We start from the raw sequence: 17,329 nt of genomic DNA on the forward strand, positions 1-17,329 counted from the left end.
TTTCTCACCACGTATGCCTCTATAAGCAAAGCATGTGCCAGTCAAGGTGGTTAATTACAGCTATAAAGTTTAATTTTCGTGAAAAAATGGCAATAAAATTCAGATATTCTAAATTTTGTGAATGGTTGAGAGATTCTTTTTAACTTTAGAGTAGTTATGAGCCACAGGAATTTGAGAAAACTACGCGGTTTTTCATCCAGAAATGCTGAATTTCCGTACCTATTAGTGAATTTTAGAGGTGTCTATGATTTTCGGTGGGAAAAATATGAAACATTTATTCATAGTAAAATTGTCGCTCGCACTTATTCTTGTAGCTTCCTCAGGAGGCGTGATGGGGCAGGAAGGCGGTGAGCGTTGGCAAGTGGGGGCAGTAGGGCTTTTGTACGACAGCCCTTTTGAACTTGAGGATACCCAGTTACGCCTGTTTCCCAGCATCAGTTACCAAAGCAGCAGCCTTTATCTACAAGGGTTGGAAGCTGGGTATCATTTGTTAACTCCCAATTATCGAAATAACCTGCAGTTATCAGCTGATATATTTGTTGCTGCGCGAGGTGTGGCTGGGCAGTCTCGTAGCGCCTTTGCCCTTGATGCAGGCCTCAGGGCTCGTTTGGGAGGTAGACTGGGGTTTGTTGAAGCTGAATTCAGGCAGGATATAACAGGCCAGTATAACGGGCAGGAAGTTTCTCTAGGATATGGGTATCGTTTTGTTTTGGGTGAGCTCGCATTTATTCCAAGTGTTCGTGCATCATGGAATAGTCAGAAATTAGGCAATTTTTCCTACGGTGTAACAGCCGAGCAAAGGGAGCGTATGCGCGAAAACGGAGAACTGCTTCTCCCGCTCTTTCGTGTTGAAGAGAGCTTTATCAATTATTCGGTGAACATATTCACGACGTATCAGATAACAGATCGTATCAGATTTATTGGTTTTGGAAGTGCTGTGCTTTTAGCAGATACCGTTACCGATAACCCGGGCATTACGGATGATTATGAGATAAGCGCAGGTTTTGGGGTTTCCTACAGTTTTTAAATACGATGTGATCTAGTTGTATCCTGTCGCCGTATTCTAAATATCACTGATGAAAATCACAGAAAGTGGGCCCATTAGTGAAGATGTCAGACATTCTAAAATAGATTTGCCGCTCTCTTATGGTGCGGCGGACAACGCTTAATCTGCGGTCGATATGTTTGGCATCTTTTCGCACATACCTGATCCGCAGCCAATTAATCAGAGGATAGGTATAATGATTAAATCTTTTGGAACTATGATAATAGCAGCTTCGCTTGTTATGGCAGGCAGTACGGTAACGCTTGCTGGCGAGCATAAGCCTAACAAAGATATTGTTGAAATTGCTGCAAGTAATAACTCGTTTACGACGCTGGTTGCTGCAGTTAAGGCTGCAGGCTTAGTAGAAATCCTGCAAAGCAGTGGCCCCTTTACGGTTTTTGCCCCAACAGACGAAGCTTTTGCCAAGTTACCAGCGGGTACAGTAGAAAATCTCTTAAAGCCTGAAAACCGCGAGCAACTAGTTGCAGTACTTACATATCATGTGGTGCCGGGTAAGGTGCTTGCGAAAGATGTTGTTGGTTTGAAAGCCGCGAAAACAGTGCAGGGACAGGATTTGAAAGTTACGGTTTCAGATATGGGTGTGATGATCGATAATGCCCGGGTAGTCGCGACAGATATAAAAGCGGAAAATGGCGTAATTCATGTAATCGATAGTGTGATTTTGCCGTAAATTAAGTGCTGGTGGTGGTCTTGTGGCCGCCATCATTTTCGAATTATTCCACCATAAACAGTAGATCATGCTTTCTAAGCAGTTTCGCGAGTTCTTCCTCGTTTTCTACAACCTCTCTATAAATCCATGTGTACCAAGTTTTGCCAAGGAGAACTCTTCTGGCTTCATCTATTCCGAACAGAGAAGCGGATGCATAGTATTCTTGCAGGCCTACAATAAGATGTACATAGGTGCTGTAATCGTCACGTGCACCGCCACGCCTGCCACTTGGTACTTTCGGATATAAAGTCTTCAAATCTTTAATAGCCGCATTCACTTGTGGTTCAAAAGCGATACCGAACCAGTGTAACTGCTCGTGAATGAAGGTTGAGAGCGCTGAAGCATCGTCTTCAATAAAATAATCATTCAGTGTCAGTATTGGATGACTGTGCGGAGCGTCATCTTGGTCTATCTTAATTGAGTAGGTGAAAACGAAAGGACTTACATCATAGGTATCAAGGAGCCGTTTCAATTGTTTTTCAGCTGCCTTTTCCCGGGGAGAGTTATTAGCAAGCCGGATATCAAAGTCAGATGAAGAGGCGAAGGCGGAAAGGCTCAACACAAAAATGAGAGAAATTGTAAGAAGAATTCGAGACACAGCATAACCTGATTAAAAAGGTAACGATTTAGCAACCAGAGAAGCCTATACTGGTGATACAGGGCACGCTAATAAAGATATCGTGTTAAAGGGGTGAATGGCCCCCAGGCTGTTGATGAAAAGGGGGCCATTCGTTCCGCACTTAAGGCTGTTGATACCATCGGGTTAAGTGCGAAATTCTATGTTCGAAACAAATATACTTACTTCATGGCATAGAAAATATATCCTTTAAATCAATTTAAATAGATTTCAGTAATCGCCTTACTCGATAAGTATTGCTCTGCTCCATCACGTTCGAGAGAGCGGATAAGCTCGCTGTTGTAGCCTTTTCAAGAAGGTTTATGTTGGCGAAGATCTAATATTCGCTTGAGGTATGTATCCCATGTTTCCCAATGCTGTAAAATCTGCTTGTCTTACTGCCACCTTTTTATTCACCGCTGCCATTGAAGCGCAGGATACAAAAACACCTGAGCAAACCGCGATTGAGAAACTTGAGTTCCTTGTGGGCGAGTGGGAGGGGCCAGGTATTTCTTACCGGCAAGACGGTACAGAAAGCCAGTACCACGATAAAGAAAGCGTGTGGTTTGATGTGCAGAAGAGCCTGCTTATCATTCAGGCACGGGGATTTCGGGGGGGCAGACAAACATACGGTCTTCATACCGTTATCAACTACGATGTTGAAACAGGGCACTATTGGTATAATCCATACACCGCAAAGGGCGTAAGCAGGCCGTTTAAATGCGTGCTGGAGGCGCAAGAATTCAAATGCAATGTGGAAGATGGTTCATACCGCCTCACATTCCGCCGCACTGCAGATGGATCATGGAACGAGTTCGGTGAACGCAAAACAGAGGCTGGCTGGCAAAAGAACTTCGAGACTATCCTGAAAGCGGTACCTTCAAAATAGAATAAATCCCTTCCATCTTTCTCAAAAGTCGCTATTTTGCGCGGGAATTTGATTTGGTTGGAAGAGTTTCATGGCTTTAGAGCAGGAAATTGATAAACGTCGCACCTTTGCGATTATCTCGCACCCGGATGCGGGTAAAACCACACTGACAGAGAAACTACTTCTCTTTGGTGGTGCTATTCAGATGGCAGGTGAGGTAAAAGCTAAGGGTGAGCGCCGTCGTGCCCGCTCTGACTGGATGAAGGTGGAGCAGGAACGTGGTATCTCGGTTGCGTCCTCTGTGATGACCTTTGATTTTGAAGGCAATACCTTCAATCTGCTCGATACGCCAGGTCACGAAGATTTCTCTGAAGATACATACCGTACGCTTTCTGCTGTTGATAGTGCTGTGATGGTACTTGATGCCGCAAAAGGTATTGAGCGGCAGACCCGCAAACTCTTTGAGGTATGTCGTCTGCGTGATATGCCTATCACAACCTTTATCAACAAGCTTGACCGTGAAGCCAAAGACCCGTTTGAGCTACTTGATGAAGTGGAACAGACACTTGCGCTTGATGTAACACCAGCGAGTTGGCCAATTGGTATGGGCCGCGATTTCAAAGGCTGTTATGACTTGATCCATGATCAGCTTATTCTGTTTGATCGTGGTAAGGGAGATAGTCTTTCAGAAGGCATTAAATGCGAAGGCCTTGATGACCCGAAGCTTGATGAACTATTGCCGGATTATGCTGTTGAGAAGCTCCGTGAAGATGTTGAAATGGTCCGGGAACTTTGCCCAGCATTCGATCTCGAACAATATCTGGACGGCACACTAACACCTGTTTTCTTTGGTTCTGCCATCAATAATTTTGGTGTGCAGGAACTGCTGCAAGGTGTTGGTAGCTTTGCGCCTAAACCACGCCTTGGTAAGGCCATGGAACGGGAAGTAGAGCCACTTGAAAACAAGGTTTCAGCTTTCGTTTTCAAAATTCAGGCGAACATGGACCCGAAACACCGTGACCGTATCGCGTTTGTGCGTATTGTATCGGGCCGGTTCAAAAAAGGCATCAAGCTGAAGCATATCCGCAGCGGTAAAACTATGGCTGTGCATAATGCGCAGCTGTTCCTTGCTCAGGACCGCGAGATTGCGGAAGAAGCGTTCGCTGGAGATATTATAGGTATCCCAAACCACGGTAACCTCCGCATTGGTGATACGCTCACTGAAGGTGAAACACTTCGCTTTACTGGCGTACCATCCTTCGCACCGGAAATTCTCCAGAAGGTACGCTCCGAAGATCCAATGAAAGCAAAACACCTTGGCCGCGCGCTTGAACAGCTTGCGGAAGAGGGCGCTGCTCGGGTGTTTAAGCCGTATCTTGGTAGTGACTGGGTAGTTGGTGTTGTTGGAGCGCTGCAGTTTGACGTTCTAGCTGACCGCATCCGTACGGAATACCAGGTTCCTGTGATTTTTGAGCCGACAACGCTTCTCACTGCGGAGTGGGTTGAAGGGGATCACCGTGAGGTGAAACAGTTCTCGGACGGGAACCGTGCTTCCATGGCGGAAGATCATACTGGCTCACCAGTTTATCTGGCGCGGAACAACTGGCACCTTGATAAAGCGAAGGAAGACTTCCCAAGTCTTAAGTTCCTCCGCACCAAGGAAGAAGTCGCATAGAAATTTTCATTAGTTGTTTTATGAATTCAAGCCAGCATCTGCATCGAGATGCTGGCTTTTTATTTGTGCTTGCACAGTACGAGACGCAGGATCGCATATTTTATTTGCTGAAGACGATCAAATGTAGAAGGGGAGCATTATCGGTGTCGTTCAAGGGAGCAAAGATGTGAAGGTCACGTTCCTGTGATGCTTGTATAGCCTTTTATCATTGCCGATAAAATGCCGCATTTTCTATTCAGTGTTGGTTTCGTTGAGTGTATTTTGATTTCTAAAAGTTGCGATGGTGGGGCGTATGACTGATATTTTAGGTACTGAGAACGACGATACTATAATTGGTACTGGCGGCAATGATGTTATTCGGGGCTTGGGCGGGAACGATTCTATCCTTGGCGGAGCAGGTAATGACACTTTGATTGGCGGCCTTGGAGCAGATGTGCTCGATGGTGGCGAGGGCATTGATACGATTGATTATAGTGCTTCATCTGCCGGGTTTCTCATGACCTCTTTGGGGGTCGTTGTGGGATTCCCAAATCCTCTTGCAGGTTCTGGAGCTTTTGATGTCCTCAGCAATTTTGAAAATGTAATAGGTTCCGTTTTTGCCGATGAGATATTTGGCAATGAAGCTGACAATATTCTGGACGGAAATGGTGGTAACGATTTTCTGCAAGGGTTTGAAGGGGATGATACTCTAATCGGTGCAGAAGGTACCAGTTCTGCCGCTCTGTATTTCTCGTCTGACGAAGCTGTTTCAATCAACCTTGCTACAGGCGAAAACCCATCGGGTGGGCATGCTGAAGGAGATGTGTTGATTAACATAAGGCAACTGTTTGGCTCGCAGTTTAATGACCAATTAGTAGGCCTTGCAAATCAATCTACCACACTTGATGGCTTTACTGGCAACGACTCTCTTATAGGCGGAACAGCTGGAGATAGGATTTCTGGCGGTAGTGGGAATGATACAATTGATGGTGACGGTGGCGCTGACAATATCAGGGGCGAAAATGGTAATGATTTTATCGAAGCGGGAGGGGGTAATGATTTTATCTCGGGTGGCAACGGGGATGATATAGCTTTCGGCGGCGCAGGCGATGATGAAATCTTCGCGGGTTCAGGCGACGAAGGAAATGATTTGTTTGTTGGCGGCCTTGGAGATGATGTCCTTGGCGGCGGTGCAGGCAATGACACAATTGTTGGTGGTGTTAGCAACGTATCGGGTGTGAACAGCATTAATGCCAACGCGGGCAGTAACACCTTGTTTGGTGGCGCTGGTACAGATGTATTAATCGTCGGCGGGTTTGATGATCAGAACCTGGACGGTCGCTTCCAAAGCGGGGAGCAGATAACCTCTAGTACGACTGGTAACATTGCTTATGCAGGAGCTGATAATGATACGATATACGGTGCTGCGGGCTCAGATGTTTTAGGTGGTGGTGACGGTGCTGATTATATTGAAGCAGGCGATGGTAATGATACGCTCTTTGGTGGACGTGAGAGCAACGGCGAAGCTTTGATACTAAATGATCAGCTAAACGGAGGCGCTGGCAACGATGTTATTTTTGCTGGCGCTGGTATAGACTCCCTGATGGGGGGAGATGGCGCTGATAGTTTATTTGGCGGGGCCGGTAACGATACCATTAAAGGCGGCACTGGCGATGACAGTATTTTTGGAGGGGCTAGTCAGGATCGTCTGACTGGCGATGAGGGAGCGGATACTTTCTTCTTTGCTGGCCAACACGGAAGTGATCAGATTGAAGATTTCGATGTGGATGAAGATATCCTGTTCCTTGCTAATACAGTGAATGATTTAAGCCAAATTGATAATGTACGTACTTTTGTCTTCGATGCTGTTTTAATGCCTAATGATGGTAGTGAAGACATATCTGGGGTGAGCATTGATACCGGGGGTGGAGATATTTTTATTGTTGGTCTTACGCTTCAGGATTTTCTGGATGGTAATGTAAATTGGGTGCTTAGTTAAACCGCAGTGTGTCAGAGAATTAGACGTCATCCCTATATCCATATAAAACACTTATCAGACTGGTAGCCTATTGTTCCTGGTTGCTGGTTTTGATGCGCTCAGAGCTTAAAAAACTGGATATGTTTCATATGGTTGCCGTTATTGGGTTCAAAGTTTTTTAGACCTTTAGGTTTCATTTTTCTATTGAAGGGGACGTTCTAATTTATTACTCGTTGGAGGATATTGTTTAAGGCTTAACATGATTGGGGGACGCCATGCCGACTGGCACAATTCATGGATCTATCAATGGCAACGATATCGAGCATCTTTTCACTGTGTTGGTTACAGAAAATGATGATGGGAACACATTAGATTTACCATTTTCTACTATTCATCAAATTACTCCTTTTGTAGTAAATGGCGATACCTATTTGGCTATTACGTCTCCTGAAAACAGGGGAGACACTTCGATCTTTAGATATAATACCGATAATTCGATCGGCTTTATTACTGATTTGAGTGAAATACCAAACTCTCTAGATGATGAACCAACTGCTGCTGAAGTTGTAGTTGTTAATGGTGAGCAAATTCTGTTGGTTTCAGATCGTGACGAAAGAGGTGTGCTTTCGTACCGAATTAATAATGATGGAACTTTGGAGGTTGCTGGTGCCGTAACTGACAATGGCCGCACAACCGCCAGACTGGGAGCGGGGGAAGCTGTAACCACAGCCGAAGTTGATGGACAGACCTTTGCTTTTTCCGTGCGTCCGTTTGTAAACGGCGTAAGTAGCTTTTTGGTAAATCCCGATGGTAGTTTATCAGCTGCGGATGTACAGTTTAATAGTGGTAACGCAGCAGAGGTTGTTATTACTGACCTTACGGTAGCTCAAACTGCCGGGGGATCATATGTCATAACAACTAATCAGTTAGAAGATACTTTATCTGTTTATTCCGTAGCTTCAAATGGTGCGCTAACTCAAATTGATGTTGTAACAGCTAGTGTCTCTCCCTCTCTTGATGCCCCTGTTGTGATTGAAACTATATATATAGGTAATACACCTTACATTTATGTCGCTAGCGGCTTTGGGGATGCAATTGAAGTTTTTAGCATGAGTGGCACAGGCCGATTGACGCATCTTCAATCAATTACAAAGACGGCAGACATTGCTCTTGATCAACCACTTAGTTTAGTTCCCGCGATTTTAGATGGTCAGCAATATATTTTTGTCTCATCAGAGTTGAGCGACGGCGTAAGTGCTTTTGCTGTTGGTTCAGATGGACGTTTAACGCACGAGGAGAGTTTCTTCGATGATGCCACAATCGCTCTTGATGGCGTAACTGCAATTTCCGTATTTGGCGTAGGCCCTAATAATGAGGCAATCCTTGCAGCGGCAGGGGATAACGACAATGGCATTAGTTTCTTTAGCCTCAACGCTACTTTCTCTGAGCCGACGGCTTCGCGTTTTAATGGCGCGTCTAACACCGATGAAATTACAGTCTTTAGAGGTGATGGCACGGACGATTTGGTGAATGCCGATGGCGGTATTGATCGAGTGATCGGTGGAACTGGCGATGACAGCTTGAGTGGCGGCTATGGGGATGATTTTCTATCGGGCGGCACAGGTAATGACATTGTTCTTGGTGGTGAGGGGTTTGATCAAATATTTGCAGGTCCCGGCGACACTGGGGATGACATTTTTATTGGTGGCAGTGGACAGGACACCGTTGGCGGTGGAGCGGGTAACGACTTTATTGTCGGTGACTTTTTTCTGTCAGGTTCATTTGGCTCCCTAGATGTTGATGGGACAAGTAATGCCAATGGCTTTGATCATGATGACGTACTCTATGGCGGGGCGGGGAATGATGTGATTATCGCTGGTACCTTCGAGGATGCTGGTGGCAACAATAGATTTGATTCAATAGATGAAGTTGGGCAGGGTTTTTCCGACAATGTTGCTTATGCCGGTTCTGGTAATGATACGGTGGTGGGGGAATGGACCGATATTCTCGGCGGCGGTGCCGGCAGCGATTTGATTTATGGCCTCAATGGTAGCGATACTATTTATGGTGGCCGTGAAAATGGTGTGGAGTTCGTTACGAACGATACACTAATTGGTGGTGCCGGTAATGATCTTATATTTGCAGGTGAATCAAACGATTCAGTTGATGGTGGCGCCGACCATGATCAGCTTTTTGGGGGCTCCGGTAATGATACGATTGATGCTGGTAGCGGAGATGACAGTATATATGGTGGCGCTGGTAACGATATTCTATTGGGAGGACAGGGCGCTGATACCTTCTATTTCTCCAATGCCCACGGCAATGATGAAATTCTCGATTTTAGTATAAGCGATGATACCTTGTTTTTGGCTAATACTGTTACAGATCTGAGTTTGATTGCTAATGTTGCTGACTTTATCTCCAATGAAACAAGGACGGATGTGACATCGGGCACAGATGTGAACGGTGTTGTCATTGATACAGGTGGCGGAGAGATATTTATTCGTGGTCTGACATTAGCAGATTTCGAGAATAGCTCCGTTAATATAGTGTTGAGCTAAACCTTCAGCTTCGTGTTGCTATGGCAATACCTGCTGCTGTTAACATGCCGCCAGTAATTCGGTTAAACCAGCGCCTAGCACGGGGCTGGTTTAACTTTGTCCGTAGTTTAGCTGCGCTGACAATGTAAAAGCCTATAACTCCATATATAACCAGAACAGTGAGAACCATAACCAGCAGTATATCAGCGCTTGTTGCGGCTTTGAGGTCAAGGAAAGTTGGCAAAAATGCCAGATAGAAAACGATGACCTTTGGGTTGCTGATGCTTATCGTAAAGCCTGTTATCAGTGTGCGGCCAGTTTTAGCTTTTACCTGTTCTAAATCAGCAGCTTCTGTTGAGCTTGTGAAAGCTTGATAGGCCATCCAGAGAAGATAAGCTGCACCAAGGTATTTGATGACGATAAAAACAAACTCGAGCTCTGAGGCGATGTAGCCTAGCCCGTAAAATGCGCCGAGAAGATATGTAAGATCACCAAAGGTGATACCTGTTAGAAGAGCAAAAGCAGACCTTGATCCTTTTGAAATTGCCTGCGCAATAACCGCGAAGTTTCCCGGGCCGGGAGAGGCTGCGAATACGATCATGGCAACGATAAATGCTAGGCTGGATTCAAACGTCATAAAGCACCTTTACAGATAAAATCGCATCTCCCGTAGCAGAAAACAGGTAATTCCGCTAGATTGCCTTTAGGGAAGAGGAGACACAAATGGGTGAAACAGGAAAAATTACCGGCCTTGGTGGTATATTCGTTAAATGCCGGGATGTGGATGCACTTGTTAAGTGGTACCGAGAAGTGTTGGAATTTCCGTTTGATGGATATGGTTCTAATTTTCTGGCTGATGATAACAAGGGCGGTTATAGCGTTTGGGGGCCTTTCAAGCAGGAAACCGACTATTTTAAACCGTCTGAAAAAGAATTCATGATTAACCTGCGTGTGGATGATCTGGATGCTTTTCTGTCGAAGTTGAAAACCAAAGGAGTTGAACTGGTTGGGGAGCCTGAAAACCATGATTATGGTAAATTTGCATGGATTGTTGACCCAGAAGGCACGAAAATAGAACTTTGGGAACAGGTTGGTGACGCGCCTTAACATTAATTAAAGGGGGATGTTATGAAGGCAAAATGGATTGGATATGGTTTAGGGGCCGCACTTGGCGTGTTTCTGGTATGGCCTTCAAATATTGATGCTGTTTCTTACGAGCCGCCAGTGGATAAAGGCTTTACTGGGGATTTTTCCTTTAATGATGATCTGCACAGTGCAGAAGTGCTTTCTCTTCAGGATGGACATGGCCCAGAAGATGTTGCGGTAGATGCTGAAGGGCGTATCTATGGCGGGCTTCATGATGGGCGGGTTATTCGTCTTTCGTCAGATGGTAAAAATCAGGAAACATTCGCAACTATTGAAGGTGGTAGGCCGCTTGGTCTTCATTTTGATAATGCAGGTAACCTTATTGTAGCAGATGCGTGGAAGGGGCTGCTGTCTTTCTCTCCAAGCGGTGAAATGACAGTTCTTTCAACGGAGCATGATGGCAGGCCATTTGAGTTTGCTGATGATCTTGATATCGCGAGTGATGGTAAGATTTATTTCTCGGACGCAAGTGATAAATATAATCAGCCTGACTACCGCCTTGATTTGTTGGAAGCGCGCGGACATGGCAGATTACTTTCCTATGACCCTGCGACGGGTGAAACGAGCCTGCTCCTAGATGGGCTTTATTTCGCTAATGGTATTGCACTTTCAAAGAATGAGGATTTCGTGCTCGTGAATGAAACTGGCCGGTACCGCATTACGCGCTATTGGCTGAAAGGGGAAAAGGCAGGCGCAAGCGATATCTTTATCGATAATTTGCCAGGTTTCCCTGATGGTGTTTCTGCGAACAGAAATGGTATCTTCTGGCTTGCTATCCCAAGCCCTAGAAACCCCGCTATGGATAGTGCTCATCCAACACCGTGGCTAAAGGGGCTCATATCGAAATTACCAACTTTTATGCAGCCGTCCGCTATTAAGCAAGGCACGGTTATCGGTGTTAATGAACGGGGTGAAGTTGTTCGTACCCTTCATGACCGTGATGGCGATAAGGTGTTTATGATTACATCCGCGGAGCAGGTGGGCGATCAGCTCTACTTAGGCAGTCTTGAAGCCCCGCAGATTGTGCGTTTTAAGCTTAGGTAATAACTGTTGTCACCATGATGGGAACCATGGTGGCAACCATAATAGCGGTTTGTGCAGCTTCCGCGGCTTTCTGAGCTGCTTCACTAACAAGATTACCTTCGGTAATTTCCTTCATCCGGTGGCGACGTTCTTTCAGAGCCTTGCCTTCAAACGGAATTTTCAGAAGTTCTGATTTTCTAAGAAGTGACAGAAGTACCAATGTACGTTCATCAATTTCTCGGGTTTCTGTGAAAATAGCTTTTTCAAGCCGGGCAACCAAATCTTGTTCTGGTCTCGGGTTCAGTTCTGGGTAATAGGTTTTATCAAAGAAGAAAAAGGCTTTCCCTTCAACGGCTTTAAGGATGCCTCGCCCACACAGGCCCTCTGCAATACGTTCTCGTAAGTTTTTGATTGCTGCAAATTTTGAAAGCCAGTGGTTGGCTCCTCGATCTTTCTTGTCTTCGTTTACAAGGTTGAGGGCCGTATTAAGTAGCTCATTTTCGGTTTGTTCGTTTGAAAGCAATTTCACTGTGAAATTGTCGTCTTTTTGAACTTCGATCCGACCAAGCATGATCAGTTCGGCCATAACGGCAGAGGCAACGTGGCTTCCGTAAATATAGGCAGCGTTTGTCTCTAGCTTTCCATCCTCCTCACGGAGTGAAAGCAGCATAATTTCTTCATGGAAATAGAGATTATCTTTTTGATTTGTCATCTAATTTCTCCCTCGCAATAGAATATATTGGAATAAAGGGAGATAATTCAAGATTTTACCCGCCCACTCCGGGTGGCGGTGCCTGACCAAAACTTTGAACCAGCGAACCTGCTACCAAATTCCAACCATCCACCAAAACAAAGAAAATTAGCTTGAATGGGGTGGCAATCATAACCGGGGGTAACATCATCATACCCATAGACATCAGGATGGAAGCAACCACCATATCAATCACTACAAATGGTATATAAAGAAGAAATCCAATTTCAAAGGCACGCCTAATCTCACTAATCATGAAAGCTGGTACCAGTGTCGTCATAGGAACTGTATCTGGTGTGGTGGTAGAAATGTTTTCGCCCGATAAATCCACAAATAAAGCAAGGTCTTTCTCGCGCACTTGAGAAAGCATAAAGTTTCTAAGGGGTACGGAGGCGCGGTTATAGGCCTCAACCTCATCAATTTCTTCGTTCACTAGCGGTTCAATACCAAGGGTATAAACCTCGGTGAGGGTTGGGGCCATTACATAGCCGGTTAGGAACAGAGCAAGTGAGATGATCACCATGTTAGGCGGTGTTTGCTGGGTTCCCATCGCGCTTCTGAGAAGAGAAAATACAATCACCATACGAGTGAAGCTGGTCATCATGATCAAAATACTTGGTGCTAAGCTAAGCACCGTAAGCAAAAGGATCATTTGAACCACGCGGCCACTTAACGTGCCACTTTCACCAAGGTTGATATTTATGCCTGGTGTTTCCTGTGCCAGCGCATCGGGGGCAAACATAAAAGAGCCTGCCACCAAAAGTGGTAGGAAAAAGAAAAAGGATTTTAGGATCAAACCCTTATGAAATTTAAGAGAGTTTATCTTCAGGTGTTTCATCTTTTTCAACTAACTCTTTAAAGGCAACATCTGCTTCTGAAATAGTTTGTGTTCCGCCTGGGTTTGTAGCGATTAAATATTCTTTGTTTTTCCACCGGACAACAACCAGGCGATTTCGGCCATCAAGAAGCTTGCTTTCAAGGACTTCCAGTTGTTTCTCGCCGCCTTTAATGCGAGGCTGGCCGGGAAGTAGGCCAAGGCGCTTAACCGCCCATGACATGCCCACCATTAATGCAAGTACAAACAGCAAAGCTGCAAAAGCGACGAGAGTATCTCCAATCATGCTTTTTGGTGCCCTTCTTGCTGTCTGGTTTGTTCTTGTTGGCGTTTCATTTTTTCATTCTCGGCATATACACGCTCTAAAATGATTGAAACAGTATTTAATGCTTCGAGAGGAACAGGGCAATCAACATCTAGTGCGCTCAAAAGTTCGGTAAGATCTTTATCCTGGCGAACCTTGACATCTTTAGCGAAGGCAATTTCCAGAAGTCTGTCAGCCAATACACCTTCTGCTTTGGCTGTGATAACCGGAGCCAAGGCTTCGGAATGCTGTTTGACAGCAACAACTTTCGTTAGGTCTTTTTCTTGATCGTTTTCTGAATTCATAAAGCCATTGAGCGCTAATAGTGAATAAATTGCAAGGGCTTGATGAAGGTAGCTAGTTTTTTTCCAGTGTTTGGAACTTGTTAACTGGCTTTATGGCATGTTAGTGTAATGTAAATCTGTATATCTGCGTAAAATTGCGGGGCAAAGATGGATATAAATTCCTTACCACTCATGGCAGCGCTTAAGAAGCGTATGGCTTGGCTTAATCAAAATCAGGCTGTGCTTAGTGAAAATGTGTCCAACGCAGATACCCCAGGCTATAAAGCTAAGCAATTGGCTAAGCAGGATTTTTCTCAGTTGGTTGATAATCTTTCTGGTGGGAATCAAGCAAAACCATCTATGAAGATGCGTACGAACCACGAACGCCATATCACAGCTGATGGTGGCGTTGCCGGGAAGAACTTCAGTGTGGAAAAAAACGACGAAGGGGAAGAATCACTCGTTGGAAACAATGTGGTTCTCGAAGAAGAAATGTTAAAGGTGGCTGATAACCAGATGCAATATGGCATGGTTGTGAACCTTTATAAAAAGAATGTAGGGCTGTTGAAAACGGCTCTTGGCAAGCGGCAATAAGCTAGAACGCTTAACACCGTTTCTAAGTTGAGGTTTTAAATGGATCTTCAAAAGGCAATGATGGCATCAGCTGCTGGTTTGCGGGCGCAAACGGTACGGATGCGAGTGATCTCTGAAAACATTGCTAACCAGAATTCTGTTGCATCAGACCCTGGTGCGGACCCTTATCGCAGAAAGATTGTTACTTTCAGTAGCGAGTTGGACCGGGCTAACGGTGTAACGCTCGTTCAAGCTGACGGTATTGACTATGATCAGGCAGAGTTCGGTAAGAAATATGATCCGGGTAATCCAGCGGCAGATGCTTCTGGTTATATTAAAACATCAAATGTAAATGGTTTGATTGAGTTGATGGATATGAGGCAGGCGCAGCGTACATATCAGTCAAACCTGAATGCTCTGGAAGCGAGCCGCCGCATGGCAACAATGACCCTTGAATTACTTCGATAATTGGGAGAGGTTAGATGAATATTAAACAGCTAGACGCTCTCAGCGCTTATTCTCAAGCTTCGAAACAGCTCCAAAATGGTATTGGTGCCCGTGAAGGGCAAGATGGTGTAAGCTCTGGTGGGTCTGCCTTTTCTGGTTTGATCGATGATGCTTTGGGGGATGTGAAAGCAGCAACCGCCAATACTGAGGTAACAGCGGCTAAAGCTCTCGTTGATGAAGCTGATATGGTTGATGTCGCTACAGCCGTTTCCAATGCGGAACTGGTTGTTGAAACTGTTGTAACAGTGCGTGATAAGGTAATTTCCGCCTATAACGACATTATCAAGATGCCAATCTAATCAGATCGTTGGGGGTTCTATGACCGACCTTGAGGTAATGGATGTTGCGCGTGACGCACTCACCACATTATTGTATGTTGTTACGCCAATTTTGGCGGTTGGACTGATTGTAGGTTTGGCTATTGCATTCTTTCAATCGCTAACTCAACTTCAGGAAATGACATTAACCTTTGTTCCTAAAATCATAGCTGTTTTTGGGGCGATTTTGATTCTGATGCCGTATATGGGTCGGCTTATGGGCGATTTCATGATGCGTATTGCTGAACGTATCGTAGGCGGCTAGCGCCGTGCTTGGTGACGTTCTCCCTCAGGAAGCATTCGGCTTTATCCTTATTTCAATGCGGCTCGCCGCTATTTTTCTTGTTATACCGGTTTTGGGTGATCGTAGTATTCCCAGACGTGTACGTGCCGGTTTTGCTATCCTCCTGACGCTTGTTATATATCCAAGTGTTCAAGCAGGTATTCCTGCTCTTCCTGATAGTATTGTAACTTTGACCGTGATGGCCGCCCGTGAACTGTTGATTGGCTCTATGATTGGTATGGCGATGCGTTTCCTGATGTCTGCAACCCATGTCGCAGGATCTGTAATTGCATTTCAAACTGGCTTGGCGGCTGCTCAATCCTTTGATCCTGCACAGGGAACGCAGAGCGTTATTGTTGCAGCTTTTATGAATTTAGTCGCTGTTACGCTGATTTTGGTAACGGATCTGCACCATATGATGATTATGGCTATTGTTTATAGTTATACGAATTTCCCAATTGGTGAAGCGATTCCTTATGCAGACTTTGCTACAGCGGCAACGCAGTCTGTTTCCAGTAGTTTTGCCCTCGGTTTTCAGATGGCGGCGCCTTTCATTGTATATGCGATGGTTTTCAATATCAGTTTGGGGTTGATTTCCCGCATGATTCCAGGTTTTCAGGTGTTTTTTGTAGGTCTTCCTCTCAATCTGGCGATGGGTTTTTTGTTGATGGCTCTTTTGCTTGGCGCACTGATGTCTCTGTTTCTTGGTAGATTTGAAGAGCTGCTCTTGGGGATGCTTGGGTAATGTCTGAAGAAGATGACAGCCAGAAAACTGAAGAGCCAACCGCCAAGCGTCTGCGTGAAGCGGAAGAAAAGGGTGAAGTAGCTCAGAGCCAAGAGTTGAAGACTTGGCTTATGCTTCTTGTTGCCGCAGGAGTTTTAGCTGGGTTTGGCGACAGCTTTGCTAGTGGCGTGATGGCACCCCTTCAAGGATTTTTAAGTCAAAGCCATTCTTTGAGTTCGGCCGAAGTGGATTATTTGGATGTGGTTTCCAGGCTGTTCAGAGATATTTATGCAGTGATGGCATTACCACTAGGTATTTTTGTGATTGCAGCTATTGCTGCCAATCGAATGCAAAAGCCATTTCTGTTCACTACCGAGAAAATTAAGCCTGATCTGAAAAACCTTTCTATAATGAAAGGGTTTAAGAAAATTTATTCAGCTCGCTTCTTTGTTGAGTTCGGGAAAATATCGGCAAAACTCGCAGCAGTTGCTGGTGTTCTGTTTCTGATTATCTATCCCGAGCGAGAAAAGCTAGATACAATTATGTTATTAGCGCCCATTGAAATTCTGGCTTTTATAAAATTGCTGGCGATTAAGCTTTTGATAGGGGTGTTGATTGTTTTGACAGTAGTTGCAGCGATTGACTATTCCTATCAAAGTTATGAGCACGTTAAAAACCTGAGAATGACCAAGCAGGAAGTAAAAGACGAGCAAAAACAAACGGATGGTGACCCCAAGGTAAAAGCACGGCTTCGGCAAATCCGGTATGAACGCCATAACCAGCGTATGATGTCTAATGTTCCAAAAGCTGATGTAGTGATCACCAACCCAACCCATTATGCAGTTGCGCTTGAATATAAACACGAAACCATGGAAGTACCTGTGCTTGTGGCGAAGGGAGTGGATGACGTTGCTATGCGCATCAGGGGGATCGCAGAGGAAAACGACATTCCCATTATGGAAAACCCACCGCTCGCCCGTGCTTTGCATGCGTCTGTTGAACTTGATGAAGAAATACCACCCGATCACTATAAGGCTGTTGCTGAAGTGATTAGTTATATTATGAAACTCAGGCGTGCAGGCCTGAAACCAAGCTAAAGTCCTGATATGCTCTTGCATATTGTTTGGATACCTAAGTAATGTTTGGTTCCA

Annotated in this window: 20 protein-coding genes; 14 read left to right on the forward strand and 6 right to left on the reverse strand. The window is 45.1% G+C overall.

Going from position 1 to position 17,329, the window contains the following annotated elements:
- Positions 1–265 precede the first annotated feature (265 nt).
- Together MF542_RS09970 and MF542_RS09975 are read left to right on the forward strand one after the other, a co-directional pair.
- Positions 266–1,027, forward strand: coding sequence for a MipA/OmpV family protein (locus tag MF542_RS09970; protein ID WP_247018682.1), 762 nt, complete (start codon positions 266–268; stop codon positions 1,025–1,027).
- A gap of 214 nt (positions 1,028–1,241) precedes the next feature.
- On the forward strand, positions 1,242–1,736 hold the full coding sequence (locus tag MF542_RS09975) for a fasciclin domain-containing protein (RefSeq protein ID WP_247018684.1): 495 nt from the start codon (positions 1,242–1,244) through the stop codon (positions 1,734–1,736).
- Positions 1,737–1,779: 43 nt separating this feature from the next.
- Here the strand turns inward: MF542_RS09975 and MF542_RS09980 are convergent, their stop codons facing one another.
- Positions 1,780–2,373 (reverse strand): hypothetical protein, encoded by a 594-nt coding sequence (locus tag MF542_RS09980; protein ID WP_247018686.1) that lies wholly within the window; start codon positions 2,371–2,373, stop codon positions 1,780–1,782.
- A gap of 382 nt (positions 2,374–2,755) precedes the next feature.
- Here MF542_RS09980 and MF542_RS09985 point away from each other — a divergent pair, with 382 nt between their 5' ends.
- The 4 genes from MF542_RS09985 to MF542_RS10000 all read left to right on the forward strand — a co-directional run bounded on the left by MF542_RS09985 (position 2,756) and on the right by MF542_RS10000 (position 9,452).
- Positions 2,756–3,280, forward strand: a complete 525-nt coding sequence (locus MF542_RS09985; protein WP_247018688.1) for a hypothetical protein — start codon at positions 2,756–2,758, stop codon at positions 3,278–3,280.
- Between the two features lie 70 nt (positions 3,281–3,350).
- Positions 3,351–4,934, forward strand: a complete 1,584-nt coding sequence (locus tag MF542_RS09990; protein WP_247018689.1) for a peptide chain release factor 3 — start codon at positions 3,351–3,353, stop codon at positions 4,932–4,934.
- Between the two features lie 292 nt (positions 4,935–5,226).
- Positions 5,227–6,912, forward strand: coding sequence for a calcium-binding protein (locus MF542_RS09995; RefSeq protein ID WP_247018691.1), 1,686 nt, complete (start codon positions 5,227–5,229; stop codon positions 6,910–6,912).
- Between the two features lie 410 nt (positions 6,913–7,322).
- Positions 7,323–9,452 (forward strand): hypothetical protein, encoded by a 2,130-nt coding sequence (locus MF542_RS10000; protein WP_247018699.1) that lies wholly within the window; start codon positions 7,323–7,325, stop codon positions 9,450–9,452.
- Between the two features lie 4 nt (positions 9,453–9,456).
- On the opposite strand, the gene MF542_RS10005 is transcribed toward MF542_RS10000, so the two are convergent.
- Complete coding sequence (locus MF542_RS10005) at positions 9,457–10,068, reverse strand: LysE family translocator (protein WP_247018701.1); 612 nt, start codon at positions 10,066–10,068, stop codon at positions 9,457–9,459.
- Between the two features lie 86 nt (positions 10,069–10,154).
- On the opposite strand from MF542_RS10005, the gene MF542_RS10010 reads away from it, so the two are divergent.
- Together MF542_RS10010 and MF542_RS10015 are read left to right on the forward strand one after the other, a co-directional pair.
- A complete protein-coding gene (locus MF542_RS10010; RefSeq protein ID WP_247018702.1) occupies positions 10,155–10,538 on the forward strand; it encodes a VOC family protein in 384 nt (127 codons plus the stop codon).
- A gap of 21 nt (positions 10,539–10,559) precedes the next feature.
- Positions 10,560–11,621, forward strand: coding sequence for an SMP-30/gluconolactonase/LRE family protein (locus MF542_RS10015; RefSeq protein WP_247018704.1), 1,062 nt, complete (start codon positions 10,560–10,562; stop codon positions 11,619–11,621).
- Here MF542_RS10015 and MF542_RS10020 read toward each other — a convergent pair.
- The 4 genes from MF542_RS10020 to MF542_RS10035 form a co-directional block, all read right to left on the reverse strand.
- A complete protein-coding gene (locus MF542_RS10020; protein WP_247018706.1) occupies positions 11,614–12,312 on the reverse strand; it encodes a GOLPH3/VPS74 family protein in 699 nt (232 codons plus the stop codon). The genes MF542_RS10015 and MF542_RS10020 overlap by 8 nt on opposite strands.
- A gap of 55 nt (positions 12,313–12,367) precedes the next feature.
- Positions 12,368–13,093, reverse strand: a complete 726-nt coding sequence (fliP, locus tag MF542_RS10025; protein ID WP_247018715.1) for a flagellar type III secretion system pore protein FliP — start codon at positions 13,091–13,093, stop codon at positions 12,368–12,370.
- A gap of 67 nt (positions 13,094–13,160) precedes the next feature.
- Entirely contained in the window at positions 13,161–13,472 is a 312-nt protein-coding gene (locus MF542_RS10030) for a FliO/MopB family protein (protein ID WP_247018717.1), read from the reverse strand.
- Entirely contained in the window at positions 13,469–13,795 is a 327-nt protein-coding gene (locus MF542_RS10035; protein WP_247018719.1) for an EscU/YscU/HrcU family type III secretion system export apparatus switch protein, read from the reverse strand. Before MF542_RS10035 ends, MF542_RS10030 begins: the two co-directional genes overlap by 4 nt.
- A gap of 147 nt (positions 13,796–13,942) precedes the next feature.
- On the opposite strand from MF542_RS10035, the gene flgB reads away from it, so the two are divergent.
- Genes flgB through flhB form a run of 6 tightly spaced genes read left to right on the forward strand, consistent with a single transcriptional unit; the run spans position 13,943 to position 17,275 of the window.
- Complete coding sequence (gene flgB, locus MF542_RS10040) at positions 13,943–14,368, forward strand: flagellar basal body rod protein FlgB (protein WP_247018721.1); 426 nt, start codon at positions 13,943–13,945, stop codon at positions 14,366–14,368.
- 39 nt (positions 14,369–14,407) lie between these two features.
- Complete coding sequence (gene flgC, locus MF542_RS10045; RefSeq protein WP_247018731.1) at positions 14,408–14,815, forward strand: flagellar basal body rod protein FlgC; 408 nt, start codon at positions 14,408–14,410, stop codon at positions 14,813–14,815.
- 14 nt (positions 14,816–14,829) lie between these two features.
- Positions 14,830–15,153 (forward strand): flagellar hook-basal body complex protein FliE, encoded by a 324-nt coding sequence (fliE, locus tag MF542_RS10050; protein WP_247018732.1) that lies wholly within the window; start codon positions 14,830–14,832, stop codon positions 15,151–15,153.
- Between the two features lie 19 nt (positions 15,154–15,172).
- Positions 15,173–15,436, forward strand: coding sequence for a flagellar biosynthesis protein FliQ (gene fliQ, locus MF542_RS10055; protein ID WP_247018733.1), 264 nt, complete (start codon positions 15,173–15,175; stop codon positions 15,434–15,436).
- A 4-nt stretch (positions 15,437–15,440) separates the two neighbouring features.
- Positions 15,441–16,199 (forward strand): flagellar biosynthetic protein FliR, encoded by a 759-nt coding sequence (gene fliR, locus MF542_RS10060; protein WP_247018734.1) that lies wholly within the window; start codon positions 15,441–15,443, stop codon positions 16,197–16,199.
- Positions 16,199–17,275 (forward strand): flagellar biosynthesis protein FlhB, encoded by a 1,077-nt coding sequence (gene flhB / locus MF542_RS10065; protein WP_247018735.1) that lies wholly within the window; start codon positions 16,199–16,201, stop codon positions 17,273–17,275. Before fliR ends, flhB begins: the two co-directional genes overlap by 1 nt.
- Positions 17,276–17,329 lie beyond the last annotated feature (54 nt).

It is taken from the genome of Kordiimonas laminariae, assembly GCF_023008165.1.
In the GTDB taxonomy this organism is placed as follows: domain Bacteria; phylum Pseudomonadota; class Alphaproteobacteria; order Sphingomonadales; family Kordiimonadaceae; genus Kordiimonas; species Kordiimonas laminariae.

Excerpts from the sequence above, each read along its gene's own strand:
- MF542_RS09970 (WP_247018682.1), top strand. The coding sequence starts at position 266 with ATGAAACATTTATTCATAGTAAAATTGTCGCTCGCACTTATTCTTGTA.
- MF542_RS09975 (WP_247018684.1), top strand. The coding sequence starts at position 1,242 with ATGATTAAATCTTTTGGAACTATGATAATAGCAGCTTCGCTTGTTATG.
- MF542_RS09985 (WP_247018688.1), top strand. The coding sequence starts at position 2,756 with ATGTTTCCCAATGCTGTAAAATCTGCTTGTCTTACTGCCACCTTTTTA.
- MF542_RS09990 (WP_247018689.1), top strand. The coding sequence starts at position 3,351 with ATGGCTTTAGAGCAGGAAATTGATAAACGTCGCACCTTTGCGATTATC.
- MF542_RS09995 (WP_247018691.1), top strand. The coding sequence starts at position 5,227 with ATGACTGATATTTTAGGTACTGAGAACGACGATACTATAATTGGTACT.
- MF542_RS10005 (WP_247018701.1), bottom strand. The coding sequence starts at position 10,068 with ATGACGTTTGAATCCAGCCTAGCATTTATCGTTGCCATGATCGTATTC.
- MF542_RS10010 (WP_247018702.1), top strand. The coding sequence starts at position 10,155 with ATGGGTGAAACAGGAAAAATTACCGGCCTTGGTGGTATATTCGTTAAA.
- MF542_RS10015 (WP_247018704.1), top strand. The coding sequence starts at position 10,560 with ATGAAGGCAAAATGGATTGGATATGGTTTAGGGGCCGCACTTGGCGTG.
- MF542_RS10020 (WP_247018706.1), bottom strand. The coding sequence starts at position 12,312 with ATGACAAATCAAAAAGATAATCTCTATTTCCATGAAGAAATTATGCTG.
- fliP (WP_247018715.1), bottom strand. The coding sequence starts at position 13,093 with ATGTTTGCCCCCGATGCGCTGGCACAGGAAACACCAGGCATAAATATC.
- MF542_RS10030 (WP_247018717.1), bottom strand. The coding sequence starts at position 13,472 with ATGATTGGAGATACTCTCGTCGCTTTTGCAGCTTTGCTGTTTGTACTT.
- MF542_RS10035 (WP_247018719.1), bottom strand. The coding sequence starts at position 13,795 with ATGAATTCAGAAAACGATCAAGAAAAAGACCTAACGAAAGTTGTTGCT.
- flgB (WP_247018721.1), top strand. The coding sequence starts at position 13,943 with ATGGATATAAATTCCTTACCACTCATGGCAGCGCTTAAGAAGCGTATG.
- flgC (WP_247018731.1), top strand. The coding sequence starts at position 14,408 with ATGGATCTTCAAAAGGCAATGATGGCATCAGCTGCTGGTTTGCGGGCG.
- fliE (WP_247018732.1), top strand. The coding sequence starts at position 14,830 with ATGAATATTAAACAGCTAGACGCTCTCAGCGCTTATTCTCAAGCTTCG.
- fliQ (WP_247018733.1), top strand. The coding sequence starts at position 15,173 with ATGACCGACCTTGAGGTAATGGATGTTGCGCGTGACGCACTCACCACA.
- flhB (WP_247018735.1), top strand. The coding sequence starts at position 16,199 with ATGTCTGAAGAAGATGACAGCCAGAAAACTGAAGAGCCAACCGCCAAG.